This is a genomic window from Pseudomonas sp. K8 (assembly GCF_014889455.1).
Taxonomy (GTDB): domain Bacteria; phylum Pseudomonadota; class Gammaproteobacteria; order Pseudomonadales; family Pseudomonadaceae; genus Aquipseudomonas; species Aquipseudomonas veronii.
Map to the genome: position 1 here is coordinate 1 of NZ_VJWO01000067.1, position 26,086 is coordinate 26,086.

22 protein-coding genes and 1 pseudogene are annotated in these 26,086 nt (G+C 62.3%); 13 read left to right on the forward strand and 10 right to left on the reverse strand.

Annotated elements, in window-relative coordinates; all coding sequences use genetic code 11:
- Positions 1-151 precede the first annotated feature (151 nt).
- The 3 genes from INT12_RS28035 to INT12_RS28045 all read left to right on the forward strand — a co-directional run bounded on the left by INT12_RS28035 (position 152) and on the right by INT12_RS28045 (position 6,980).
- The gene (locus tag INT12_RS28035) at positions 152-3,442 is read left to right on the forward strand and encodes a DUF2126 domain-containing protein (protein WP_017849736.1); all 3,291 of its coding nucleotides are present in this window, start codon (positions 152-154) and stop codon (positions 3,440-3,442) included.
- Between the two features lie 161 nt (positions 3,443-3,603).
- A complete protein-coding gene (locus INT12_RS28040) occupies positions 3,604-6,090 on the forward strand; it encodes a circularly permuted type 2 ATP-grasp protein (RefSeq protein WP_046384889.1) in 2,487 nt (828 codons plus the stop codon).
- Positions 6,090-6,980, forward strand: a complete 891-nt coding sequence (locus INT12_RS28045) for a transglutaminase family protein (protein ID WP_193059110.1) — start codon at positions 6,090-6,092, stop codon at positions 6,978-6,980. Before INT12_RS28040 ends, INT12_RS28045 begins: the two co-directional genes overlap by 1 nt.
- A 102-nt stretch (positions 6,981-7,082) precedes the next feature.
- Here the strand turns inward: INT12_RS28045 and INT12_RS28050 are convergent, their stop codons facing one another.
- Positions 7,083-7,265 carry a hypothetical protein gene (locus INT12_RS28050; RefSeq protein WP_017849733.1) on the reverse strand — a complete coding sequence of 61 codons (183 nt, stop codon included), beginning with the start codon at positions 7,263-7,265 and terminating at the stop codon, positions 7,083-7,085.
- A 333-nt stretch (positions 7,266-7,598) separates the two neighbouring features.
- Here INT12_RS28050 and azu point away from each other — a divergent pair, with 333 nt between their 5' ends.
- On the forward strand, positions 7,599-8,045 hold the full coding sequence (azu, locus tag INT12_RS28055; RefSeq protein ID WP_046384887.1) for an azurin: 447 nt from the start codon (positions 7,599-7,601) through the stop codon (positions 8,043-8,045).
- Between the two features lie 136 nt (positions 8,046-8,181).
- On the opposite strand, the gene nadE is transcribed toward azu, so the two are convergent.
- The 3 genes from nadE to INT12_RS28070 form a co-directional block, all read right to left on the reverse strand.
- Entirely contained in the window at positions 8,182-9,009 is an 828-nt protein-coding gene (gene nadE / locus INT12_RS28060; RefSeq protein WP_017849731.1) for an ammonia-dependent NAD(+) synthetase, read from the reverse strand.
- Between the two features lie 3 nt (positions 9,010-9,012).
- Entirely contained in the window at positions 9,013-10,227 is a 1,215-nt protein-coding gene (pncB, locus tag INT12_RS28065) for a nicotinate phosphoribosyltransferase (RefSeq protein ID WP_017849730.1), read from the reverse strand.
- Between the two features lie 206 nt (positions 10,228-10,433).
- Entirely contained in the window at positions 10,434-11,324 is an 891-nt protein-coding gene (locus tag INT12_RS28070; protein WP_193040522.1) for a LysR family transcriptional regulator, read from the reverse strand.
- A 153-nt stretch (positions 11,325-11,477) separates the two neighbouring features.
- Here INT12_RS28070 and INT12_RS28075 point away from each other — a divergent pair, with 153 nt between their 5' ends.
- The 8 genes from INT12_RS28075 (at position 11,478) to INT12_RS28110 (ending at position 21,419) form a co-directional block, all read left to right on the forward strand.
- Positions 11,478-12,968 carry an aldehyde dehydrogenase family protein gene (locus INT12_RS28075; protein ID WP_017849728.1) on the forward strand — a complete coding sequence of 497 codons (1,491 nt, stop codon included), beginning with the start codon at positions 11,478-11,480 and terminating at the stop codon, positions 12,966-12,968.
- Between the two features lie 172 nt (positions 12,969-13,140).
- On the forward strand, positions 13,141-14,424 hold the full coding sequence (locus INT12_RS28080) for an NAD(P)/FAD-dependent oxidoreductase (RefSeq protein ID WP_193040523.1): 1,284 nt from the start codon (positions 13,141-13,143) through the stop codon (positions 14,422-14,424).
- 386 nt (positions 14,425-14,810) lie between these two features.
- Positions 14,811-15,947 carry a branched-chain amino acid ABC transporter substrate-binding protein gene (locus INT12_RS28085; RefSeq protein ID WP_046490657.1) on the forward strand — a complete coding sequence of 379 codons (1,137 nt, stop codon included), beginning with the start codon at positions 14,811-14,813 and terminating at the stop codon, positions 15,945-15,947.
- A gap of 201 nt (positions 15,948-16,148) precedes the next feature.
- Positions 16,149-17,063 (forward strand): ABC transporter permease subunit, encoded by a 915-nt coding sequence (locus INT12_RS28090; protein WP_012721939.1) that lies wholly within the window; start codon positions 16,149-16,151, stop codon positions 17,061-17,063.
- A 2-nt stretch (positions 17,064-17,065) separates the two neighbouring features.
- The gene (livM, locus tag INT12_RS28095) at positions 17,066-18,343 is read left to right on the forward strand and encodes a high-affinity branched-chain amino acid ABC transporter permease LivM (RefSeq protein ID WP_046490653.1); all 1,278 of its coding nucleotides are present in this window, start codon (positions 17,066-17,068) and stop codon (positions 18,341-18,343) included.
- The gene (locus INT12_RS28100; RefSeq protein ID WP_017849724.1) at positions 18,340-19,215 is read left to right on the forward strand and encodes an ABC transporter ATP-binding protein; all 876 of its coding nucleotides are present in this window, start codon (positions 18,340-18,342) and stop codon (positions 19,213-19,215) included. Before livM ends, INT12_RS28100 begins: the two co-directional genes overlap by 4 nt.
- Entirely contained in the window at positions 19,212-19,928 is a 717-nt protein-coding gene (locus tag INT12_RS28105; RefSeq protein WP_017849723.1) for an ABC transporter ATP-binding protein, read from the forward strand. The genes INT12_RS28100 and INT12_RS28105 overlap by 4 nt, the downstream gene beginning before the upstream one ends.
- 726 nt (positions 19,929-20,654) lie before the next feature.
- Complete coding sequence (locus INT12_RS28110; protein ID WP_017849722.1) at positions 20,655-21,419, forward strand: SDR family oxidoreductase; 765 nt, start codon at positions 20,655-20,657, stop codon at positions 21,417-21,419.
- A 125-nt stretch (positions 21,420-21,544) separates the two neighbouring features.
- On the opposite strand, the gene INT12_RS28115 is transcribed toward INT12_RS28110, so the two are convergent.
- The 5 genes from INT12_RS28115 to ureE all read right to left on the reverse strand — a co-directional run bounded on the left by INT12_RS28115 (position 21,545) and on the right by ureE (position 25,156).
- Positions 21,545-22,666, reverse strand: a complete 1,122-nt coding sequence (locus INT12_RS28115) for an AGE family epimerase/isomerase (RefSeq protein WP_026140378.1) — start codon at positions 22,664-22,666, stop codon at positions 21,545-21,547.
- Between the two features lie 99 nt (positions 22,667-22,765).
- Positions 22,766-23,338, reverse strand: coding sequence for a HupE/UreJ family protein (locus INT12_RS28120; RefSeq protein WP_046490644.1), 573 nt, complete (start codon positions 23,336-23,338; stop codon positions 22,766-22,768).
- Positions 23,339-23,360: 22 nt separating this feature from the next.
- Positions 23,361-23,975, reverse strand: a complete 615-nt coding sequence (gene ureG / locus INT12_RS28125) for an urease accessory protein UreG (protein ID WP_017849719.1) — start codon at positions 23,973-23,975, stop codon at positions 23,361-23,363.
- A gap of 9 nt (positions 23,976-23,984) precedes the next feature.
- A complete protein-coding gene (locus INT12_RS28130; RefSeq protein WP_193040524.1) occupies positions 23,985-24,659 on the reverse strand; it encodes an urease accessory protein UreF in 675 nt (224 codons plus the stop codon).
- Positions 24,656-25,156 (reverse strand): urease accessory protein UreE, encoded by a 501-nt coding sequence (gene ureE / locus INT12_RS28135; protein WP_017849717.1) that lies wholly within the window; start codon positions 25,154-25,156, stop codon positions 24,656-24,658. The genes INT12_RS28130 and ureE overlap by 4 nt, the downstream gene beginning before the upstream one ends.
- Positions 25,157-25,494: 338 nt before the next feature.
- Here ureE and INT12_RS28140 point away from each other — a divergent pair, with 338 nt between their 5' ends.
- On the forward strand, positions 25,495-26,001 hold the full coding sequence (locus INT12_RS28140) for a C40 family peptidase (protein WP_026140377.1): 507 nt from the start codon (positions 25,495-25,497) through the stop codon (positions 25,999-26,001).
- A 4-nt stretch (positions 26,002-26,005) separates the two neighbouring features.
- On the opposite strand, the pseudogene INT12_RS28145 reads toward INT12_RS28140, so the two are convergent.
- Positions 26,006-26,086: pseudogene (locus tag INT12_RS28145) on the reverse strand (TetR family transcriptional regulator); the annotation flags it as partial.

The following is a 26,086-nucleotide window of genomic DNA, read 5'->3' on the forward strand; positions in this document are numbered from 1 at the left end:
ACATATATGTGCAGCTCTTGCACCATTGCACCAACGTTGGCGCCGTTTTGGTGCTGTACTGCACCGGGTCTTACGATAAAGCGCAATGACTGCCGCTCTGGCATAAGTCTTGCGCGCGTTGTGTCCATGCCCTGGCTTGCAGGAGGCCGCCGTGTCGATTCATGTCGCGTTGCACCACGTTACGCATTACCGCTACGACCGCGCTGTCGAACTCGGCCCACAGATCGTGCGTTTGCGCCCGGCGGCCCATAGCCGCACGCGGATTTTGTCCTACGCACTGAAAGTGCTGCCCGAGCAGCACTTCATCAATTGGCAGCAGGACCCTCAGGGTAATTACCTGGCGCGCCTGGTGTTCCCGGAAAAGACTGACGAACTGCGTATCGAAGTCGACCTGGTCGCCGAGATGGCGGTGTTCAACCCGTTCGACTTTTTCCTTGAACCCTACGCGGAAAAAATCCCGTTTTGCTACGCCGCCGACGAGCAGCGCGAGCTGGCGCCGTACCTGGAAACCTTGCCGCTGACGCCGAGGTTCGCCGCTTACCTGGCGGGTATCGACCGCACGCCGCTGCCGGCCGTGGATTTCCTGGTGGGCCTCAACCAACGCCTGGCCGCCGATATCGGTTACCTGATCCGCATGGAACCCGGCGTGCAGACCCCGGAGTTCACCCTGGAAAATGCCTCCGGCTCGTGCCGCGATTCGGCTTGGCTGCTGGTGCAATTGCTGCGCAACCTGGGGCTGGCGGCGCGGTTTGTGTCCGGCTATCTGATCCAGCTCACCGCCGACGTCAAAGCCCTCGATGGCCCGTCCGGTACCGAGGTGGACTTCACCGACCTGCACGCCTGGTGCGAAGTGTATTTGCCCGGCGCCGGCTGGATCGGCCTGGATGCCACCTCCGGGTTGTTCGCCGGTGAAGGCCATATTCCGTTGGCCTGTAGTCCCGATCCATCGTCTGCCGCGCCGATCAGTGGCCTGGTGGAGCCGTGCGAGTGCGAATTCACCCACGAGATGTCGGTAGAGCGCATCTGGGAAGCGCCACGGGTAACCAAGCCCTACACCGAAGAACAGTGGTTGGCGATCCAGGCCCTGGGGCGGCAGATCGATGGCGACCTGCTGGCGGACGACGTGCGCCTGACCATGGGCGGCGAACCGACCTTCGTCTCCATCGACGACCCCGACGGCGCCGAGTGGAACACCGCTGCCCTGGGGCCGGACAAGCGTCGCCTGTCGGCCGAACTGTTCCAGCGCATGCGCAAGCACTACGCGCCCAAGGGCCTGGTGCATTTCGGCCAGGGCAAGTGGTACCCCGGCGAGCAACTGCCGCGCTGGTCGCTCAACTGTTACTGGCGCCGCGATGGTGAGCCGATTTGGCACAACAGCGCGCTGATCGCCGATGAGCAACAGGACTACGGCGCCGACGGCGTGCTGGCCGGGCGTTTCCTGGGCAGTGTTGCCGAGCGCCTGAAGTTGCCGGCGCGCTTTGTGTTTCCGGCCTTTGAAGACAACTTCTATTACCTGTGGCGCGAAGGCGCGCTGCCGCAAAACGTCACCGCCCTCGACCCGCGCCTGAGCGATGAGCTGGAACGCGAGCGTCTGCGCAAAGTGTTCAGCCAGGGCCTGGACAAGGTCATCGGCCAAGTGCTGCCGCTGGCGCGCACCGCTGCCAATGACCGCTGGCAGAGTGGGCGCTGGTACCTGCGCGACAATCACTGCCGACTGGTGCCGGGGGATTCGCCGCTGGGTTATCGCCTGCCGCTGGCCTCGCAGCCTTGGGTGACGGCGGCAGAGTACCCGTTTGTCCACCCGACCGACCCCAACCAGGACTTGCCCGAGCTGCCGAGCACGGCGCAATTGCAACACCATGGCGAAGCGGCGCCGAGCGCCGAGCGCCTGCCGAAGATCGACGAGTCCGCCGACTGGCTGACCCGCACCGCACTGTGCGCCGAAGCGCGCGAAGGCCGCCTGTATCTGTTCATGCCGCCGCTGGAGCGCGTCGAGGACTACCTGGAGCTGGTGGCCGCCATCGAAGCCACCGCCGAAGAACTGCACTGCCCGGTGCTGCTGGAGGGCTACGAGCCGCCGGCGGATTACCGTCTGAGCAACTTCCGGGTCACGCCCGACCCGGGTGTGATCGAGGTCAACGTGCAGCCGTCCGCCACCTGGGACGAGCTGGTAGAACGCACCGAATTTCTCTACGAAGAGGCGCGGCAAACCCGCCTGACCACCGAGAAGTTCATGATCGACGGGCGCCACACCGGTACCGGCGGCGGTAACCACTTCGTGCTGGGCGGCGCGACACCCAAGGACTCACCGTTCCTGCGGCGTCCCGATCTGCTGCGCAGTTTGATCAGCTACTGGCACAACCATCCGTCGTTGTCCTACCTGTTTTCCGGCTTGTTCATCGGCCCGACGTCCCAGGCGCCCCGGGTCGATGAAGCGCGTAACGATGCGCTGTATGAGCTGGAAATCGCCTTCGCGCAAATGCCCGCGCCAGGCGAAGAGTGCCCGCCGTGGTTGGTCGACCGCCTGCTGCGCAATCTGCTGATCGACGTGACGGGCAACACCCACCGCGCCGAATTCTGTATCGATAAGCTCTACTCGCCCGATGGCGCCACCGGGCGCCTGGGCCTGCTGGAGTTGCGCGCCTTTGAAATGCCACCCCATGCGCGCATGAGCCTGACCCAGCAACTGCTGCTGCGCGCGCTGGTGGCGCGCTTCTGGCGCGAACCCTATGCGCCCCCGAAGCTGGCGCGCTGGGGCACTGAGCTGCATGACCGTTTTCTGTTGCCGCACTTCATCGAGCAGGATTTTGCCGACGTGATCGTCGAACTCAACGCCGCCGGCTACCCGCTGCGCGCCGAATGGTTTGCCGCGCACCTGGAATTCCGCTTTCCCAAAGTCGGCGACTACGCCGTCAGCGGTATCGAGCTGGAACTGCGCCAGGCCCTGGAACCCTGGCATGTGCTGGGCGAGGAGGGCGCGGTGGGCGGCACGGTGCGTTATGTGGATTCGTCCCTGGAGCGCCTGCAGGTGAAATTGAGCGGGCTGCCACCGCAACGCTATTTGCTCACCTGCAACGGCATCCCGGTGCCGCTTCAAGCGACCGGGCGCATCGGCGAGTTCGTCGCCGGCGTGCGGTATCGCGCCTGGCAACCGGCCAACTGCTTGCAGCCGACCATCGCGGTCCATGCGCCGTTGGTGTTCGACCTGCTGGACACCTGGATGCAGCGCTCCCTGGGCGGTTGCCAGTATCATGTGGCGCATCCGGGCGGGCGTAACTACGACAGTCTGCCGGTGAATGCCAATGAAGCCGAGAGCCGGCGCATGGCGCGATTTTTCCGCCTGGGGCATACCCCGGGCAAGCTCCCTGTGCCGACCGTCGTGATCAATGACGAATTGCCGATGACTTTGGATTTGCGACGTTTCCCCAATAAAAATGACTGAATGCAAGCCAAAATGTGGGAGGGAGCTTGCTCCCGATTGCGGTAAATCAGCCGATACATGAGTTGACTGACCCACCGCAATCGGGAGCAAACCCCCTCCCACAAAGGATTTGCAGTGTTTGTTAGGTTAATCTGAGCCCCCTTGCCCCTGCCGAGCGTTCCATGTCCGACTTGCTCGACCGTTACCCGCTGACCGCGGGCACTTATCACGAACTGCTGGACGACAGTGGCGCGGTACGTGCCCATTGGCGGCGCCTGCTCGACCATCTGCAACGCAGCACCCCCGCGCAACTGGCCCAGCGCCAGGCGTTGCTGACCCGGCAGATCCAGGAAAACGGCGTGACCTACAACGTCTACGCCGACCCCAAGGGCGCTGATCGCCCGTGGGAACTGGACCTGCTGCCCCATGTGCTGGCGGCCGATGAATGGCAGCACCTGTCGGCCGGCATCGCCCAGCGTGCGCGGCTGCTCAACGCGGTGCTGGCGGACCTCTACGGCCCGCAACGCTTGATCAAGGAAGGCCTGCTGCCGGCCGAACTGGTGTTCGGGCATAACAATTTTCTGTGGCCGTGCCAGGGCATCCAGCCGCCCGACGGTACGTTCTTGCACCTGTACGCCGTCGATCTGGCGCGCACCCCGGATGGCCGCTGGTGGGTTACTGCCGACCGCACCCAGGCCCCTTCGGGCGCCGGTTATGCGCTGGAAAACCGCACCATTGTGTCCCGCGCCTTTCCGGATCTGTACCGCGACCTGCAGGTGCAGCACCTCACCGGTTTCTTCCGCACCCTGCAGGAAACCCTGGCGCGCCAGGCGCCCAGCGATAGTCAGCCGCCGTTGATCGTGCTGCTCACGCCTGGGCGTTTCAACGAAAGCTATTTCGAACACCTGTACCTCGCCCGTCAGCTCGGCTACCCGCTGGTGGAAGGCGGCGACCTCACGGTGCGCGACAGCACGGTGTTCCTGAAAACCCTCAGTGGCCTGCGTCGGGTACACGCGATCATGCGCCGCCTCGACGACGACTTCTGCGACCCCCTCGAACTGCGCACCGACTCGGCCCTCGGCGTGCCCGGCCTGCTCGACGCCGCGCGCCAAGGCAACGTGCTGGTGGCCAATGCCCTGGGCAGCGGTGTACTGGAATCCCCCGGCCTGCTGGGCTTTCTGCCGAAGATCAACGAATTTTTGTTTGGCGAAGAACTGCTCCTGCCGTCCATTGCGACGTGGTGGTGCGGCGAAGCGCCGGTGCTTGCCGAAGCCCTGGAGAAACTGCCCGAGCTGCTGATCAAGCCGGCATTTCCGTCACAGAGCTTCAACCCGGTCTTCGGCCGTGACTTGAACGACGCACAACGCGAGGCCCTGGCCGAGCGCATGCGCGCGCGGCCTTACGCGTATGTCGCCCAGGAGCTGGCGCAGCTGTCCCAGGCGCCGGTGTGGCACACCGTCGAAGACCACCTGCAACACCGCGCCATCGGCATGCGCGTCTACGCCGTGGCCAGCGCCGACGGTTACCGGGTATTGCCCGGCGGCCTGACCCGCGTGGCTGCCGAGGCCGATGCCGAGGTGGTGTCGATGCAACGCGGCGGCGCGAGCAAGGACACCTGGGTGCTCGGCGAACGCGCCGCCGGCGGCGAGCAGTGGCGCGCGCAGCGGCCGATAGGCGCCCATGACCTGGTGCGCCGCGACCCTTATCTGCCGTCGCGGGTGGTGGAAAACCTGTTTTGGTTTGGCCGTTATTGTGAACGCTGCGATAACAGCGCGCGCTGGCTGCGCATCGTGTTGGCGCGCTATGTCGACGGCGACGATCCGCTGGCGTTGCAAGCGGCGGTCGAACTGGGCGAAAACCTGCGCCTGTTGCCGGAGGAGGGTGAGTTGCCCGAACGCCTGCTCGCCGCCTTGCTTGGCGACGACTGGCCGTCGAGCCTGCGCGCCAACCTGCAGCGCTTGCAGTGGGCGGCGTCCCAGGTGCGCGGCAAGTTGTCCCGAGAGAACTGGCAGGCCCTGGTGGAGCTGCAACGCGAAGCCCTGGAGCTGGAAAGCGAAAGCCCCGACTTCGGCGAGTTGCTGGACTTCCTCAACCGCCTGGTGATGTCCCTGGCGGCGCTGTCCGGGTTTGCCCTGGACGACATGACCCGCGACGAAGGCTGGCGCTTTCTGATGATGGGCCGGCGCATCGAGCGCCTGCAGTTTCTCAGCAGCAGCCTCGCGGCGTTCCTGCGCGGCGTGGCGGTGTTCGATCAGGCCGGGCTGGAATGGTTGTTGGAACTGGGCAACAGCAGCATCACCTACCGTTCGCGCTACCTGGCGGTGCCGCAACTGATTCCGGTGCTCGACCTGTTGCTGCTGGATGAGCAGAACCCCCACGCCGTGTTGTTTCAGTTGAAGCTGGTGAGCCGCACCTTGCGTCGTCTCAACGATGATTTCGCGGTGCCCCGGGAAACCGGCCTGGCGCCGTTGGTCGAGCGCCTTGCGCGGTTCGACCTGGGTTGCCTGGAGAACCCGCTGTTTGGCGAGGCCAGCGTGCGTGCCGCGCTGGACGGCCTGGCCGACCTGCTGCAAGCGGTCGCCGATGAGAGTGGGCAAGTGTCGGATCGCCTGGCCTTGCGCCATTTTGCCCATGTGGATGATGTCAGCCAACAAACGGTGTCGGTGTGATGAGCGCGCGCTATCAGATTTTTCACGATACCCATTACCACTACGACAGCCCGGTGTCCCTGGCCCAGCAGTTGGCGCATCTGTGGCCACGGCCATGTGCCTGGCAGCGCTGCACCTCGCAGCAGCTGGATATCAGCCCGTTGCCGTCCTCGCGCCGCGATGAGCTGGACGTGTTCGGCAACCCGATCACCCGCCTGGCGTTCGAGCGGCCCCATGATGAGTTGTTGGTGAATGCCGCGCTGACCGTGGAAGTGCTGGCGCGGCCGCTGCTGGATTTCCAACAGTCGCCGGCCTGGGACCAGACTCGCGACAGCCTGACCTACAGCAGCCAGCCGCTGTCACCGGCGTTGATCGAAGCCTGTCGCTTTCGCTTCGAATCGCCCTACGTGCATCTGAAGAAAACCTTCGTCGAGTTCTCCGAAAGCTGTTTCCCGCCCGGGCGTCCGCTGTTGCTGGGCGCTCAGGCCCTGATGGAAAAAATCTTCGGCGAATTCACCTTCGATGCCGAAGCCACCCAGGTCGCCACGCCGCTGGTGGAGGTGCTGGAGCGCCGTCGCGGGGTGTGCCAGGACTTCGCTCACCTGATGCTCGCCTGCCTGCGCTCACGGGGCCTGGCGGCGCGCTATATCAGCGGCTACCTGCTGACCCAGCCGCCGCCCGGCCAGCCACGGCTGATTGGCGCCGATGCGTCCCATGCGTGGATTTCGGTGTACTGCCCGCTGTCGGGCTGGGTGGATTTTGATCCGACCAACAATGTGCAGCCGGCACTGGAACACATCACCCTGGCCTGGGGCCGGGATTTCTCCGATGTTTCGCCGTTGCGTGGGGTGATTCTGGGGGGAGGCAGCCATGACCCGGAAGTGCGGGTGACGGTGATGCCGCTCTTGTAGGAGCGAGCTTGCTCGCGAAAAAATCGAGGGCGCCGCGTTGAACCAGGCACCCCGCGTTATCGTTAACGCACTTCGCAAGCACGCTCGCTCCTACAGTGATGCTTACTCGGCCGGGTCTTTCGGTGTCTCGGTGTCGTCGGTTGCCACTTCGCCTTCCGCATCCGGGTTCAGTGCGCCGGTCTCTTCGTCTGCAGCGGCTTTCTTGCGTTGCAGCTTTTCCTCTTTCTTCTGTTCCTTGGCCAAGTCTCTTTGACGTTTGGCGAAGGAGTAATTAGGTTTGGCCATGGGCGATCCTCTAGGGTCGAAGGTGAGGGTGGGCGGCGCGCAGCTGCCTTGGGTCGCTATGGTAGCAGCTTAGCGGCGCGCTTGGCCTTCACTTACCGCAGGCGTATGCGGCCAACAGACCGCTGAACAGATGATTGAGGTGCATGGTCCGGACTCCAGTGGGTGATGGACCGATCATAGGCGGGGCGTGACACTTTGGCTGGTTGATTGTATCGATAAGTCTGATAGCCTAAAGTTGTATACAATTTGTTGATTCAGGTCATAAGACTTTCTGCCTGTCTCGGGCACCCTTGTCGCACTATGCGTTGTTTAAACCCTGCCTTGGAGAATCACATGTTTGCCAAACTCGTTGCTGTTTCCCTGCTGACTCTGGCAAGTGGCCAGTTGCTTGCTGCAGAGTGCAAGGTCACCGTCGACTCTACCGACCAGATGTCCTACAACACCAAGGAAATCGTGATCGACAAGAGCTGCAAGACGTTCACCGTCGAGTTGACTCACTCCGGCAGCTTGCCGAAAAACGTCATGGGCCATAACTGGGTGCTGACCAGCGCCGCCGACATGCAACCGGTCGCGACCGATGGCATGGCTGCCGGCCTCGACAAGAACTACCTGAAAGACGGCGACGAGCGCATCATCGCCCACACCAAAGTCATTGGCGCTGGCGAGAAAGACGCGGTGACCTTTGATGTGTCCAAGCTGAAAGCGGGCACTGACTATGCGTTCTTCTGCTCGTTCCCAGGCCACATCTCGATGATGAAAGGCACTGTGGTCGTCAAGTAAGACCGCATTATCGTTCATCGGGGGCAAGCCCCCTCCCACATTCGACCGCATTCTCATATGGGAACTCGGTCAACTGTGGGAGGGGGCTTGCCCCCGATGGCTACCTCACAATCAATACAAAACTATCTGGTTCACCTCACGGCGCAAACGGCATGACCCGCTTGTGCTCGGTCTTGCGATACGTCTCGCAAATGATCCTGAACGCTTCTTCCCGCACCGGCTCGCCGTGCAGGAACGCATCGATCTCGGCATAGGTCACGCCATGTGACGCCTCGTCCGGCTTGCCCGGCGAGAGGTCTTCCAGGTCGGCGGTCGGGATTTTCTCCACCAGCGACTCCGGCGCACCGAAGTGCCGCGCAATCGATCGCACCTGGTTCTTCACCAGCCCGCTCAACGGTGCCAGATCGCAGGCGCCATCACCGAATTTGGTGAAAAAGCCCATCACCGCTTCCGCCGCATGGTCGGTGCCGATCACCAGGCCGCTGGCCGCGCCGGCGATGGTGTACTGCGCGACCATCCGCATGCGCGCCTTGGTGTTGCCCAGCACGAAATCGCGGGACACCGCAGCCTTGCCTTCAAATGCCGCCACTTCATTGGCCAGGGATTTCACCGCTGGGCCGATGTTCACGGTGTGGCGCTCATCCGGCTCGATAAAGTCCACCGCGGCCTGGGCGTCGATTTCATCGAACTGGGTTTCGTAGGGCAGGCGCACCGCGATAAAACGATAGGCCTCGTCGCCGGTGCTGGAGCGCAGCTCCTGCATGGCGCGTTGGGCGAGCAGGCCTGCGGTCAGGGAGTCGACGCCACCGCTGATGCCCAACACCAATGTCTTGAGCCCTGAATTGCGCAGGCAGTCTTGGATAAAGGTCACGCGCCGGGCGATTTCGGCCTCAAGGGCGGCCTGGTCTTTGAACGGCGCTTGAACCTTGAGCTGCTGCGCAATCTCACGCTGTACGGCTTGCATGATTCACTCCTTGCTGGAAAGGGCAGGTACTTTGAAAACGTGTCGCAAATAGGCGACGAAATTCGGGTCCGTGCAGTGGGTCTTGCCCGCTTCATCGGAGATCTTCGCGACGGGCTGGCCATTGCAGGCCGTCATTTTAAGCACAATGCTCATCGGTTCCACACCTGGAATATCGCAGGTCAGGTTGGTGCCGATGCCAAAGCTCACATTGATCCGACCGCGCAGCGCCCGGAATATCTCCAGGGCCTTGGGCAGCGACAGGCTGTCGGAGAACACCAGGGTCTTGCTCATCGGCTCGATGCCCAGCTTGTGATAGTGGGCGATGGCTTTTTCCGCCCACAGCACCGGGTCACCGGAATCGTGGCGCAGGCCGTCGAACAGCTTGGCGAAGTACAAGTCGAAGTCGCTGAGGAAGGCGTCGGTGGTGATGCAATCGGTCAGGGCAATACCGAGCAGGCCGCGGTATTCGCGGACCCAGCAGTCGAGGGCGGCGATCTGGCTGTCGATCAGGCGCGGGCCGAGTTGCTGGTGGGCCATGATCCATTCATGGGCCATGGTGCCCAGCGGTTTCATATCGAACTCGCGAGCCAGGTGGACGTTGCTGGTGCCGACAAACCGGCCGGGGAAGTCGTGCTTGAGCACGCTCACCACTTCTTCCTGCACGCGGTAGGAGAAGCGTCGGCGAGTGCCGAAGTCCGCCACCTGCAGCTCGGCGAGCTCGTCGCTGCTGGCGTTTGCGATCAGCCAGTCGAACTTGCGGTACAACTGCTCGCGGGCCTGTTCGAGGACCACGGTCTGGTAGCGGTAGCGGTTGCGCACTTCGCTGATGATGGCGAGCATCGGCACTTCAAACAGGATCACATGCAGCCACGGCCCACGCAGGCGGATAAACAGCTCGCCGTTTTCGATGCCGGTGTGGACATAGCGCAGGTTGAAGCGGAACAAGCCGAGAAAGCGCAAAAAATCCGGCTTCATGAAGCTGATGCGCTCCAGGAAACTCAGTTGGTCCGCGCTCAGGCTCAACTCGGCGAGGCGCTCGAACTGGTAACGGATCTCCGCCAGGTATGGGCGCAGGTCTTCACTGTTGCGGCAACGAAACTCCCATTCAACTTCCACATTGGGGTAGTTGTGCAGCACCGCCTGCATCATGGTCAGCTTGTAGAAGTCGGTGTCGAGCAGGTTCTGCACGATGCGATCGGCAAACACACTCTCGCTCATAACGGGAATCTCCAGACAGGACGGCGATGGGCGCCGGCCTTTACGCACAAGAAAGGACGGGGGCTAGTGGCGCATAGACCTGTGGGGTTTTGCCAGTGATTTTTTCAGTGAGGCCACTGGCCCTATCGGGGGCAAGCCCCCTCCCACACTTGGAATGCATTTCAAATGTGGGAGGGGGCTTGCCCCCGATAGCGGTATTCCAGGCACTAAATAACCTGCTCCATCATCCACTTCACAAACTCCCGCACCTTGGGCACCTCCGCCGAATGTTCGGGGTACGCCAGGTAATACGCATCCTGGCTCGGCATTGCATGCTGCCAAGGGATCACCAGCTTGCCATCGGCCAGTTCCTCCTCCACCAGGAAGCGCGGTAGCAACGCCACGCCACAGCCCACCTGCGCCGCCCGAATGCACATATAGAACGTGTCGAAACGCGGCCCGTGATAGCTGTGCTCGGTGTGAAACCCCTGGTCGGCGAACCAGTCATGCCAACCCTGGGGGCGCGAGGCGTTTTGCAGCAGGACCAGGTTGCTCAGTTGCGTGGGGTCGGTGAAGGCTTGTGCGGGCAGGCTTTCCGGGGCGCACACCGGGATCAGTTCTTCACTGAACAGTTTCAGGCTCTCGGTGCCGGGGCGTGAGCCTTGGCCGAAGTAGAACGCCATGTCGGCCTTGCCTTGCAGCAGCTCGTCCGGTTCCTGTTCGTTGCACAGGTCCAGGTGGATTTGCGGATGACGCAAGCGCCAGCCCTTGAGGCGCGGCACCAGCCAGCGTGCGCCGAAGGTGTAGGGCGTAGACACGCGTAATACTTCGGTCTCGCCACCGTAGGAGCGCAGGTAATGGGTGGACATCTCCACCTGGGTGAGGATTTTGCGCACTTCCACCAAATACAAATCGCCCGCCGGGGTCATCTGCAAGCGTCGGCGTACCCGGCGGAACAGCAGGTGCTGCAGCAGTTCTTCCAGTTGCGCGACCTGTTTGCTCACCGCGCTTTGCGTGAGGTTCAGCTCCTCAGCGGCGCGGGTGAAGCTCAGGTGGCGGGTGGCGGCTTCGAAACACTGCAGGGCAGTGATCGAGGGCAAATGTCTTTTGTTCAGCACGGCATGCCTCTTTTTATGCTTTGCATGAATAAACGGAATGATATCTCGCCTAATCGTCGTTTGTTGGCAAGTCTTGGGCCAGCTACAAATAAGCCCTGGATTGCCGTGCGGGCCGCGGCGCAATTTTTTCTGTATAGATTGAAGGAGTCACCCATGGTTGCCGCATTGCTTGATCGTCTCGGGGTAAACCCGGCGCTGTACCAAGCGGGGAAACAACCCGTGCATTCGCCGATCGATGGCAGCCGTATCGGCAGTGTGAACTGGGAAGGTGCCGCCGAGGTGGAGCAACAGGTCAGTCGCGCCGAGCATGCATTCGAGGCCTGGCGCAAGGTGCCGGCACCGCGTCGCGGCGAGTTGGTGCGCCAGTTCGGCGACGTGTTGCGCGAGTACAAGGCCGACCTGGGCGAGCTGGTCTCCTGGGAAGCCGGCAAGATCACTCAGGAAGGCCTGGGCGAAGTGCAGGAAATGATCGACATCTGCGACTTCGCTGTCGGCCTGTCGCGCCAACTGTATGGCTTGACCATCGCCTCCGAGCGCCCCGGCCACCACATGCGTGAAACCTGGCACCCGCTGGGCGTGGTCGGTGTGATCAGCGCGTTCAACTTCCCGGTGGCCGTGTGGGCGTGGAACACCACCCTGGCCCTGGTGTGCGGCAACGCCGTGATCTGGAAACCGTCGGAAAAGACCCCGCTCACCGCCCTGGCCTGCCAGGCGCTGTTCGAGCGCGTGCTGAAAAAATTCAACGATGCGCCGCAATACCTGAGCCAGGTGATCATCGGTGGCCGCGATGCCGGTGCCGCGTTGGTGGATGACCCGCGTGTCGCGCTGATCAGCGCCACCGGCAGTACGCGCATGGGCCGTGAAGTGGCGCCGAAAGTCGCCGCGCGCTTTGCCCGCAGCATCCTCGAGCTGGGCGGCAACAACGCGATGATCCTCGGCCCAAGCGCCGACCTGGACATGGCGGTGCGCGCCATCCTGTTCAGCGCCGTCGGCACCGCCGGGCAGCGTTGCACCACGCTGCGCCGGCTGATCGCCCATGAGTCGGTCAAGGAAGAAATCGTCACGCGCCTCAAGGCCGCCTATTCCAAGGTACGCATCGGCCACCCGCTGGAAGGCAACCTGATCGGCCCGCTGATCGACAAGCACGGCTTCGACGCGATGCAGGATGCGCTGGAGCAGGCCCTGAGCGAAGGCGGCAAGGTGTTCGGCGGCAAGCGCCAACTGGAAGACAAATTCCCGAATGCCTATTACGTGTCGCCGGCGATTGTGGAAATGCCGGAGCAAAGCGACGTGGTCTGCACTGAGACCTTCGCACCGATCCTGTACGTGGTCGGCTACAGCGACTTCGCCGAAGCCCTGCGCCTGAACAACGCCGTGCCGCAAGGCCTGTCGTCATGCATCTTCACCACCGATGTGCGCGAAGCCGAGCAGTTCATGTCGGCGGTGGGCAGCGACTGCGGCATTGCCAACGTCAACATCGGCCCGAGCGGCGCGGAAATCGGCGGCGCGTTTGGCGGTGAGAAAGAGACGGGCGGCGGGCGTGAGTCGGGCTCGGATGCGTGGCGCGGGTACATGCGTCGCCAGACCAATACCGTGAACTACTCGCTGGAACTGCCGCTGGCCCAGGGCATTACCTTCGACTGATTACCTTAAGTCGAAGTGCGGTCAAAATGTGGGAGGGAGTTTGCCCCCGATGGCGGTGTGTCAGTCAACAGATGTCCAGCTGATCCACTGCCATCGGGAGCAAGCCCCCTCCCACAGTTGAGCTATATGCAGTTCGGAATAGATGTTTGTTAGGTCTCATCGGAGTCTGGCAATGGCACTACGCGAAACATGTTTGTGGGAACAACTCACCCCTGGCCGGCCGGATCGCGCTGCGCTCAAGGGCGAAGTGAAGGTGGATGTGTGCGTGATCGGCGCCGGGATTACCGGTTTGTCGGCGGCCATTCACTTGCTGGAACAAGGCAAGACTGTCGCCGTGCTGGAAGCCCATCGCACCGGCCATGGCGGGTCGGGGCGCAATGTCGGGCTGGTCAACGCCGGCTTGTGGATTCCGCCGGACGAGATCGAAGCCGGTTTCGGCGAGGCGGTGGGCAGCCAGCTCAATCGCATGCTGGGCGCGGCGCCGTCGCTGGTGTTCAGCCTGGTCGACAAATACAACATCGATTGCCAATTGCGCCGCGAGGGCACTTTGCACATGGCGCACAACGCCCGGGGCGAGGCGGATTTGCGCAGTCGTGAAGAACAATGGAAGCGCCGCGGCGCGCCGGTCGAACTGCTCACCGGTTCGGCCTGCGAACAAGCCACCGGCACTCAAAAGATCTCCGCCGCACTGCTGGATAGACGTGCCGGCACCTTGAACCCGATGGCCTACACCAGCGGCCTGGCCAATGCGGCCGTGGGGTTGGGCGGGCAGCTTTTCGACCATTCCCCGGTTGCGCGCCTGGAACGCCAAGGTGCGGAGTGGTCGGTGCAGACCGCGAACGGTGCGGTGCAGGCTGCACAAGTGGTGATCGCCTCGAATGCCTACACCGAAGGCGAATGGACCAAACTGCGGCGCAATTTCTTCCCAGGCTATTACTACCAGGTCGCCTCCGCGCCGCTGACCGACGACGCGGCCCAGCGAATCCTTCCCGGTGGCCAGGGTTCGTGGGACACGCGCCAGGTGCTCAGCAGCATCCGCCGCGACGCCGATGGCCGCCTGTTGCTCGGCAGCCTGGGCAACGGCAACCAGAAACCGACGTGGTTTCTCAAGGCGTGGGCCGATCGGGTGCAGCAGCACTACTTCCCGTACCTCAAATCGGTGCAGTGGGAATGCACCTGGACCGGCTGCATCGCGTTCACCCCGGACCACTTGATGCGCTTGTTCGAACCCGCGCCCGGCCTGGTGGCCGTGACCGGCTACAACGGCCGCGGCGTGACCACCGGCAGCGTGGTCGGCAAGGCCTTTGCCGACTACTTGTGTCACCAGAATCCCCAGGCCCTGCCGATTCCGTTTGCGCCGATGCAACCGCTGGCCGGGGTGGGCCTGCGCAGTTGCCTGTATGAAGCAGGATTCTCGCTGTATCACGCCGGCCAATGCTTGCGGATCGTGATCTGATCAGCGAAATAGCCTTCAGAAGCCGGCACGTTCTTCGCCGACGACTAATCTGTATTGGTGCAAGTTGTAGCAATCACGCACTGTAAATGTGCAGTTCCGTTACGTGCATTGTTACAGCTGTAGGAAGTGTCGTTTGGCGGTCTGGTTGCAGGTGCGACCCATGGAGGTTGTACTTTTTTGATCCATGGGTTGCACCTATTGAAGTTAGAGGGTTGCACGTCCCGACGAGCGGAGCCGAAACACCTGCAATAACAATGACACCGTGTCTTTTTGAAGAATAAAAACGTAATGGCACGCGGCTTGCTCTGGGCTTTCAGTGAAAGTTTTAGTTGAAGGTTTGCAGTGAATACTTAGTGCCAATAAACAAAAACCTCGGAGCACCACTCATGTCCCAGACGTTTTACAAGAAAGGTTTTCTGGCCCTCGCCGTTGCAGCGGCGCTGGGTGTTTCTACGTTTGTTCAAGCTGATGTGAAGATTGGCGTAGCGGGGCCGATGACGGGCGCCAACGCCGCTTTCGGTGAGCAGTACATGAAGGGCGCCCAGGCGGCAGCCGATGTCATCAACAAGGCTGGCGGCATCAACGGTGAGCAGATCAAGCTGGTCGCCGGCGACGATGCCTGTGAACCCAAGCAGGCCGTGGCCGTGGCCAACCGCCTGGCCGACCAGGACAAAGTGATCGGCGTGGTCGGGCACTTCTGCTCGTCCAACACCATCCCGGCGTCCGAGGTCTACGACGAAGCCGGCATCATCGCCATCACCCCAGGCTCGACCAACCCGCAGGTCACCGAACGCGGCCTGGGCGCCATGTTCCGTATGTGCGGGCGTGACGACCAGCAAGGCATCGTGGCCGGCGACTACATCGTCGACGTGCTCAAGGGCAAGAAAGTCGCGGTCATCAACGACAAGGACACCTACGGCAAAGGCCTGGCCGACGCCACCGCTGCCCAGTTGACCAAGCGCGGCGTGAAACCGGTGCTGGAAGAAGGCCTGACCCGTGGCGAGAAAGATTTCAGCGCCCTGGTCACCAAAATCCGCTCCCTGGGCGCCGACGTCGTGTACTTCGGCGGCCTGCACCCGGAAGCCGGTCCGCTGGTTCGCCAGATTCGTGAAGCGGGCCTCAAGGACGTGAAATTCATGTCCGACGACGGCATCGTGACCGACGAACTGGTCGCGACCGCTGGCGGTGCGCAGTACGTGGACGGCGTGTACATGACCTTCGGCGCTGACCCGCGCCTGCTGCCGGACAGCAAGGCAGTGGTTGAAGAGTTCCGTAAAAATGGCACCGAGCCAGAAGGCTACACCCTGTATGCCTACGCGTCGGTCCAGGCCCTGGCCGCCGGCTTCAACGGTGCCAAGTCCAACAAGGGTGAAGACGCCGCCAAGTGGCTCAAGGCTCACCCGGTGAAAACCGTGATGGGTGAAAAAGCCTGGGATGCCAAGGGCGACCTGAAAGTCTCCGACTACGTGGTTTACCAGTGGGACAAAGACGGCAAATACCACCAGCTGGAAAAGCAGAAGTAAGGCTGAGTACCACAGACCTAATGTGGGAGGGGGCTTGCCCCCGATGACGGTGTATCAGCCACCCGATGTATAGCTGACCCTCCGCAATCGGGGGCAAGCCCCCTCCCACAGGGGGACTGGGTTGTTATTGAGATCTGTTTTTTCCTCCAGAAGCGCCGCACACCTACCGGTGTGCAGGTGCTCACCGCGTGAGATTGCGTTATGGATGGTATTTTCCTGCAGCAACTGGTCAACGGTCTGACCCTCGGGTCGGTCTATGGCCTGATCGCCATCGGCTACACAATGGTCTATGGCATCATTGGCATGATCAACTTCGCCCATGGCGAGGTTTATATGATTTCCGCTTACCTCGCGGCGATCAGTCTGGCACTGCTGGCTTATTTCGGCATCGAATCCTTCCCGCTGCTCATTCTCGGCACCCTGGTCTTCACCGTGGTCGTTACCGGCGTTTACGGTTGGGTCATCGAACGGGTCGCCTACAAACCGCTGCGCAACTCCACCCGACTGGCACCGCTGATCAGCGCCATCGGTATCTCCCTGATCCTGCAGAACTACGCACAGATCGCCCAGGGCGCCAAGCAACAAGGCATTCCGACCCTGCTGGCCGGCGCCTGGCGCGTCGATATCGGCAGCGGTTTCGTCCAGTTGACGTACACCAAGGTCTTCATCCTGGTCGCTGCCTTCGCCGGCATGGCCTTGCTGACCTACATCATCAAGTACACCAAGCTCGGCCGCATGTGCCGCGCTACCCAGCAAGACCGCAAGATGGCCTCGATCCTCGGCATCAACACCGACCGTGTGATTTCCTACGTGTTTGTCATCGGTGCCGCCATGGCGGCCCTGGCCGGCGTGTTGATCACCCTCAACTACGGCACGTTCGACTTCTACGCCGGCTTCATCATCGGCATCAAGGCCTTCACCGCGGCGGTACTCGGCGGCATCGGTTCCCTGCCTGGGGCGATGCTGGGCGGGATCATCCTCGGTATTTCGGAGTCGCTGTTCTCGGGGTTGATCAACTCTGACTACAAAGACGTGTTCAGTTTCTCCCTGCTGGTGGTGATTCTGATTTTCCGTCCCCAGGGCCTGCTTGGTCGCCCACTCGTGGCTAAGGTATAAACATGTCTGCTGCCAAATCGATTGATATCAAAAAAAGTGTGGTCGATACGATCCTCGCCGGGCTGATTGCGTTGATCGTGTTCGGTCCGATCGTCGGCGTGGTGCTCGACGGCTACAGCTTCAACCTGCAACCTGCGCGCGTGGCGATCCTGGTCGCCATCGTGATGGCCGGCCGCTTTGCCCTCAGTCTGTTCCTGCAAACGCCCAAGGGCGTGAAGATTCTGCAGGGCTTCGAGAACAGCGGTTCGGGCGTCCACGTGCTGGCGCCGGACTACAAGTCGCGGCTGCGCTGGATCATCCCGGCGCTGATCGTGATCGCCATCGTATTCCCGATCTTCGCCAACAAGTACTTGCTCACCGTGGTGATCCTCGGGCTGATCTACGTACTGCTCGGCCTGGGCCTGAACATCGTGGTCGGCCTGGCCGGCTTGCTCGACCTGGGTTACGTGGCGTTCTACGCCATCGGCGCCTACGGCCTCGCGCTGGGGTATCAATACCTCGGCCTGGGTTTCTGGACGGTGCTGCCGCTGGCGGCCATCGCGGCGGCGCTGGCGGGGTGCATACTCGGCTTCCCGGTGTTGCGCATGCACGGCGACTACCTGGCGATCGTGACCCTGGGGTTTGGTGAAATCATCCGCCTGGTGCTGAACAACTGGCTGTCGTTCACCGGCGGGCCAAACGGCATGCCGGTGCCTTCGCCGACCTTCCTCGGTCTGGAATTCGGGCGCAAAGCGAAGGACGGCGGGATTCCGTTCCATGAGTTCTTCGGCCTCGATTACAACCCCAACATCAAGTTCATGTTCATCTACATCGTGCTGTTCCTGGTGGTGCTGGCCGTGCTGTACATCAAGCATCGCCTGACCCGCATGCCGGTCGGCCGCGCCTGGGAAGCCTTGCGCGAAGATGAAATCGCCTGTCGCTCCATGGGCCTGAACCACGTGCTGGTCAAGCTCTCGGCGTTCACCATCGGCGCCTCCACGGCCGGTCTGGCCGGGGTGTTCTTCGCCAGTTACCAGGGCTTCGTCAACCCGTCGTCGTTCACCTTCTTCGAGTCGGCGCTGATCCTGGCCATCGTGGTGTTGGGCGGCATGGGCTCGACGGTGGGCGTGGTGATCGCGGCGTTCGTGTTGACCGTCGCGCCGGAACTGCTGCGCAGCTTCTCCGAGTACCGCGTGCTGCTGTTTGGCGTGTTGATGGTGGTGATGATGATCTGGCGGCCACGCGGCCTGATCCGGATCAGCCGTACCGGTGTGACCCCACGTAAAGGAGTGGCGCCATGAGCAAGGAAGTCATCCTGTCCGTGGAACATCTGATGATGCACTTCGGTGGCATCAAGGCCTTGAGCGACGTGAGCCTCAAGGTCGAACGCAACTCGATCTTCGCCCTGATCGGCCCCAACGGCGCCGGCAAGACCACGGTGTTCAACTGCCTCACCGGCTTCTACAAAGCCAGTGGCGGCAAGATCGAACTCAACGTGCGCGGCCAGCAGACCAACGTGATCCAACTGCTCGGCGAGCGCTTCGAGGCCATCGACTTCGTGTCGCCGAAAAGCTTCTTCAGCCGCGTGTACTACAAGATGTTCGGCGGCACCCACCTGGTGAACCGCGCCGGCCTGGCGCGGACCTTCCAGAACATTCGCCTGTTCAAGGAAATGTCGGTGCTGGAAAACCTGCTGGTCGCCCAGCACATGTGGGTCAACCGCAACCTGCTCGCGGGCATCCTCAACACCAAGGGCTACCGCAAGGCTGAAAGCGACGCCCTCGACCACGCCTTCTACTGGCTGGAAGTGGTCGACCTGGTGGACTGCGCCAACCGCCTGGCCGGCGAGCTTTCCTACGGCCAACAGCGCCGCCTGGAAATCGCCCGCGCCATGTGTACCCGGCCGCAGATCATCTGCCTGGACGAACCGGCTGCGGGCCTCAACCCCCAGGAAACCGAAGCCCTCAGCGCGATGATTCGCCTGCTGCGCGACGAACACGACCTCACAGTGGTGCTGATCGAACACGACATGGGCATGGTGATGAGTATTTCCGACCACATCGTGGTGCTCGACCACGGCAACGTGATCGCCGAGGGCGGGCCGGACGCGATCCGCAACGATCCGAAAGTGATCGCGGCCTACCTGGGCGCGGATGAAGAGGAGCTTGTATGAACGGGCCTATCCTCGAAATGAAGGACCTGGACGTGTTCTACGGCCCGATCCAGGCGCTGAAGAAAGTCTCGCTGCACATCAACGAAGGCGAAACGGTCAGCCTGATCGGCTCCAACGGCGCGGGTAAATCCACGCTGCTGATGTCGATCTTCGGCCAGCCACGGGCGGAGTCGGGGCAGATCCTCTACAACGGCGTCGACATCACCCACAAGTCGTCCCACTACATCGCGTCCAACGGCATTGCGCAGTCGCCGGAAGGGCGGCGGGTGTTCCCCGACATGACCGTCGAGGAAAACCTGCTGATGGGCACCATCCCCATCGGTGATAAGTTCGCCCAGGAAGATATGCAGCGCATGTTCGAGCTGTTCCCACGGCTCAAAGAGCGGCGTAACCAACGGGCGATGACCATGTCCGGTGGCGAGCAGCAAATGCTCGCCATCGCTCGCGCATTGATGAGCCGGCCCAAGTTGTTGCTGCTCGACGAACCGAGCCTCGGCCTGGCGCCGATTGTGGTGAAGCAGATCTTTTCCACCCTGCGCGAACTGGCGGCCACCGGGATGACCATCTTCCTGGTGGAGCAGAACGCCAACCATGCGCTGCGTCTGTCAGACCGGGCGTATGTGATGGTCAACGGCGAGATTCGCCTGACAGGCACTGGCAAGGAACTGCTGGTGAACGAGGAAGTGCGCAACGCCTACCTCGGTGGCCACTGACCTAAATCACAACGCAGTCCCCCTGTGGGAGGGGGCAAGCCCCCTCCCACATTTGTTTTTGTGGTGTTCACAAGTGCGATCCCAAATTGTGGAAAACAAATCCGGCCACCTCCCAAAGCGCGACATATAGCCGCCGCAAATCGCTGTTTTGTCACAGTTTTGACTTGTCCCCATCCGCTGTGGAACCGGCTGTGGGTAACGTGGGAGTAGCTGGCTGAAAGCCTTTGATTACGTGGTCTGCAGCGTGATGGTTGTTTTTTGATCAGTGGATTTTTGGCGACCTGCCGAGGGGTTTGTCAACCTGTTTAAAGACACAGGTATATGACCGGATTATGTCTGTCCAGCCTGTGGATAAGTCTGTGGTTAAACTCTGGAAAGACGTCCGCAGAGGCCGGAATGACTGGCCTGGAGCCATCGTTCGGTTTTTCCTCTCGTGCATGGGCCTACATACCGCCTCGTCCAGGTCAAGCAAAAAACTTTGCAAAACCGCCTGAAAGCCTTGTACACAGCGGCTCTGGGCTTTTTGCACTTGCCCCCAAAGACTGTGGGCGCAATTGTGGATAACCTGCGCGCATATGGCTGCAGGCCATGGTGTGTAAGGCTTTGCGTGGTTTGGTTGAAAACTGATCAGGCGTGCATGGCGTGATGTGCGTAGCGGTTGCCGCGACGACGGTGTAAGGGCATTCTGCTGGCTTATTTTTTCCCGATGTCTGCAAGGAGAACACCATGTCCAACACGCTGTTTATTACTGGCGCAACTTCAGGTTTTGGCGAAGCCTGCGCCCGTCGGTTTGCCGAAGCTGGCTGGAAACTGGTGCTCACCGGTCGTCGTGCCGAGCGTCTGAACGCGCTGGTCGAAGAGCTTTCCAAGCAGACCGAAGTACACGGCCTAGTGGTGGACGTGCGTGACCGCCAAGGCATGGAAGCGGCGATTGCCGGCCTGCCGCCCGCGTTCGCCAAGCTGCGCGGGCTGATCAACAACGCCGGCCTGGCCGTGGGCACCGATCCCGCGCCCAAGTGCAACCTCGACGACTGGGAAACCATGGTCGACACCAACATCAAGGGCCTGCTGACCACCACCCACCTGCTGTTGCCGCGCCTGATCGCCTATGGCCGCGGTGCCGGGATCATCAACCTGGGCTCCATCGCCGGCAGCTACCCGTACCCGGGGAGCCACGTGTATGGCGGCTCCAAAGCGTTCGTGAAGCAATTCTCGCTGAACCTGCGCTGCGACCTGCAAGGCACCGGCGTGCGTGTGACCAACATCGAGCCAGGGCTGTGTGAAAGCGAGTTCTCCCTGGTGCGCTTCGGCGGCGACCAGGCGCGCTACGACGCCACCTATGCCGGCGCCGAGCCGATCCAGCCGCAGGACATCGCCGACACCATCTTCTGGGTGCTGAACACCCCGGCGCACGTCAACATCAACCGCCTTGAGCTGATGCCGGTGAGCCAGAGCTGGGCTGGGTTTGCGATTGAGCGTGGGGCCAAGTAAGACGTTAGACCGAGTTGCCTGCATCGGGGGCAAGCCCCCTCCCACATTTGAATGGGTTCACACATCAAAATCTGTGAACCCAATTCAGTGTGGGAGGGGGCTTGCCCCCGATGAGTCCCTGAAGGTCAGCCGAGAACCTTGACCAACCCCTGATAACAGGTCGCCAGGTGATACGGCGTGGTCGACGGCATATCCCGTCGGCTCACGCTGCCCTGGGCATCCAGGCATTCATTCCAGCCCTTGGCATGCAGGAAGTGCTGCTGCAACGCGAGCAACTGGCGCTGCAGCACGGCTTCGCTGCCCGGCCGCAAGGTCAGTGCGCGCAGGTATTCCGCCTGGGCCCAGATGCGTTGGGTGCCGTCGCGCACGCTGCCGTCCAGGGCGAGCATGCCGCTGACCGCGCCGGTCCGGTTATCCACACCCGTTTGCTCGGCATAGGCAAAGGCCCGCGTCAGCGAAGCATGCAGCGGCGTGCCGCGCAGCACGTCGGAAGACTCAAGCAAGAAGAACCACTCGAACTGGTGCCCCGGCTCAAACCAGTTATCCACAGCGCCCAGCGGTTTTTCCATCATCACGCCGTGCTGGCGCTCGATGAAACGCTGCTGCATGGCCGTCGCCAGGGCCAGCAATGCGGTTTGCACCGCGGCGTCTTCGCGCACCGCCAGGGTGGCGAGGAAGCCTTCCGCCAGGTGCATCAGCGGGTTTTGCAATGGGCCGGACTTGAGGGACGACCAATTACGCTCCAGCACCGCCTCGTACAGGCCATCGCCGCTGGCGAAACGTTGGGCGACCACTTCCAGCGCCGCATTCAACACCGACTCCACCAGCGGTTCGCGCACCTTGGCCCAGTAATGGGCGCAGGCGAAGATGATGAACGCGTGGGTGTAGAGGTCCTTGCGCTTGTCCAGCGGCTGGCCGGCGGGGTCGATGCTGTAGAACCAGCCGCCGTGCTCGGCGTCGTGGAAATGCCGTTGCAGCGAGCGGAACAACACGGCGGCGCGTTCTTCGGCAAAGGCTGCGCCGGGTTCGCCGATCAGGCTGGCGAACAGGTACAACTGCCGGGCACAGGCCATGGCGCGGTAGCGTTGCGGCGGCAACGGCCGGTGGTCGGCGTCCAGCGCCTCGTAGGGCAGCGCCAGCTCGGCGTTCCAGCCCGGGCCCTGCCAGAGCGGCACGATCAGGTCATGGAAGTGCGTGAGCACGGCATTCAAGGAAGGCTGAAGGGCGGAGCTTGGAGCGATGGGCATCGGCTGGCGTCGTCACGGCAGAGGTGTAGGCGCGCATGGTAGCAGGCTTGGGAACGGTGGTGTCTGCGCCACCGATGAGGCGCTTAATCGCGCCGCAAATCAGCCAGCCAGCAACCAAACCCCGGTCGCCGCCGAAGCCGCCCCGGCAACCCGCACCAACGGCGCCGCCGCAGTCGGCAGCCAGCGCACCACGGCATAACCGGCAGCGTGCAATACAGCGGTGGCGCCGACAAATCCGGCGGCATACGCCCAAGGGCTGGACATGTCCGGCAGTTCCAAGCCATGGGCCACGCCGTGGAACAGCGCGAACAAGGCCGTCGCCCCCAGCGCCACGAACAACGGCGGGCGCACCGCCAGCGCCACCGCCAGGCCCAGGGCCAGCACCGACGCGGCAATCCCGCTTTCCAGCGCCGGCAACGCCAGGCCTTCAAAGCCCAACAGGCCGCCGAGCAACAGGGTGGCCACGAAGGTGCAGGGCAGCGCCCAACGCGCCGCGCCTTTTTGCTGGGCGGCCCACAAGCCGACCGCCAGCATGGCCAGCAAATGGTCGAGACCGCCCAATGGATGGCTGATACCCGCCATCAGGCCGTTGTCGCCGTGACCCGGGTGGGCGAAGGCCAAGGCGGGTGCGAGCAGCAGGGCGGCGGCAGCGAAGAGTTTTTTCAGGCGCATGGACAGGTTCCTTATGGGGTGATCAGGCCGCAGTCAGCAGGCCCTGGCGTTCGATGAAGGCGACGATCTCATCCAGGCCGACGCCGGTTTTCTGGTTGCTGAACACAAAGGGTTTACCGTTGCGCATGCGTTGGGTGTCGCTGTTCATCAGTTCCAGCGAGGCACCGACCAAGGGCGCCAGGTCGATCTTGTTGATCACCAGCAGGTCGGATTTGCAGATGCCGGGGCCGCCCTTGCGCGGCAGTTTATCGCCGGCGGACACATCGATCACATAGATGGTCAGGTCCGACAGTTCCGGGCTGAACGTCGCCGACAGGTTATCGCCGCCCGACTCCACCAGGATCAGGTCCAGGCCGGGAAAGCGCCGGTTGAGTTGATCCACCGCTTCCAGGTTGATCGAGGCGTCTTCACGGATCGCCGTGTGCGGGCAGCCGCCGGTTTCCACACCGATTATGCGCTCGGGCGCCAGGGCCTGGTTGCGCACCAGGAAGTCGGCATCTTCGCGGGTATAGATGTCGTTGGTGACCACCGCCAGGTTGTAGCGATCGCGCAAGGCCAGGCACAGGGCCAGGGTCAGGGCGGTCTTGCCGGAGCCCACCGGGCCGCCGATGCCGACACGCAGAGGTTGTGTGTTCATGTGCTTCTCCTAGGAACGGAACAGGCGGCTGTACTGGCGCTCGTGGGCCATGCACGCCAGGGACAGGCCGAACGCGGCGCTGCCGAAATGGTTGGGGTCGATGTGGCTGGCGTCCTGCTGGGCGTGTTGCAGCAGGGGCAGCAGTTCACTGGTCAGGCGTTGGGCGGCCTGCTGGCCGAGCGGCAGGGTTTTCATCAGCACGGCCAGCTGGTTTTCCAGCCAGCTCCACAGCCAGGCGGCGAGGGCGTCGTCGGGGCTGATGCCCCAGGCGCGTGCGGCCAGGGCCCAGCCCAGCGCCAGATGCGGCTCGGCGTGTTGTGCGAGAAAGCCACGGGCCGCGTCGTCCAGTTCCGGCAGGCCGTTGAGCAGTTGCTGCAGGGAGTACCCCATCTGCCGGCTCTCCTGATACAGCTCGCGGGTCTCGCGACTGGCGCGGTGTTGCTCACACAGTTGCGCCAGCTGCGACCAATCGCCGGCCACGGCGGCGCGGCAATGCGCGAGCAACAGCGGCGCTTCGAAGCGGGCGAGGTTGAGCAGCAACTGGTCGCTGATCCAGCGGCGGGCGCCGGCCGCGTCCTTGACACGGCCATTCTCCACGGCCATTTCCAGGCCCTGGGAATAGCTGTAGCCGCCAATCGGCAATTGCGGACTGGCCAGACGCAGCAGCGCCCAGGCTGGGTTCATAAACGCACGCCGAACTGATGCAGCTTCGGCGGGTAGTTGAAATCTTCATCGCCATGGCGTGAATGGTGGTGACCGCCGCCGTAGGCCCCGTGTTCCGGCTGGAATGGCGCTTCGAGGGTTTCGGTCCGCGCGCCCAGCTGTTCAAGCATGGCCTTGAGCACGTAATCATCCAGCAGGCGCAGCCAGCCGTCGCCTACTTGCAAGGCCACGTGGCGATTGCCCAGGTGATACGCGGCGCGGGTCAGTTCAAATGCATTGCGGCAGGTGACGTGCAGCAGTTGTTCAGGGCGCGCGCAGACGCGTACTACACGTCCGTCTTCAGCCTGTAGGAACTCGCCATCGTGCAGCGGCGGCTGGCCACGCTCCAGGAACAGGCCGACGTCTTCGCCGTCGGCACTGAAACAGCGCAGGCGGCTTTTGCTGCGTGCTTCGAAGTTCAGCAGCAACTCGGCGGCCCAGAGGGCTTGCGGGGCGATTCGGCGGTGGATCACCAGCATCAGAAGGCTTCCAGCTATGAGCGATAAGAGAGCTAGAGCAAGGGGCTTGCCAATCCCGCGCAGGAGTAGGAATTCCCTGAAGGCGAGCGCAGCGATGCCACCGAATAGGGCGTCAGCCATCGCCTTTATGCTTCAAATTGGTGCGCGTCTGGAGGTGTAGCACTGGATGGGGGCGTTGTGTGTGGATGTGGTGTGCGGTTTTGCATGAAATTTCTCTCATCTAATTCGCACTGGTGTTTTTTCAGATTTCTCCTACGCGGTATCCGGATTCCGCGTTCAAAAAGTTACGCGCTGTTTCTTTAGGATTTGCGCCGTCTTAACACCACGGCGATTCATCAATGTTCAAGTCACTTTTCTTTTTAATCCTTTTCAGTCTTTCCTGTGTCATCTCATCGGCCTCGGCCAACCTGAAACCCCAATCGACATTCGGCTCTTCGTTGCCAGGTGTTCCAACGTCTTCGGTGGCGAATGTGGTCGACCGCGCCCATGCCCTGCTGGGCACCCCGTACAAATGGGGGGGCACCTCGGCCGAGCAAGGGTTTGATTGCAGTAGTTTCCTGGTCTATCTGTTCAAGACCGAAGCCAACATTCACATCCCGCGCACGACGGCGGCGATGCACCGTTCAACGGCTGCGACCGTCAAGCGCAACGAGCTCAAGCCGGGAGACGCGGTGTTTTTCAAAGGCAACGGGCGCGGTCAGGTCAGCCATGTGGGGCTGTATATCGGCGAAGGGAAATTCATTCATTCGCCGCGGGCCGGCAAGAATGTGCGGATCGATTCGCTGAGCAACAATTACTGGAACAAGAACTACACCGGCGCCAAGCGTTTCCACACGGCGGGTTGACGGCTTACTCGGTGCTGCCGAGGCCCTGCCAGTGCTTGAGGCCAATGAAGATGAAGCGCAACTGGAGGGTGATTTTCGCCTGGGG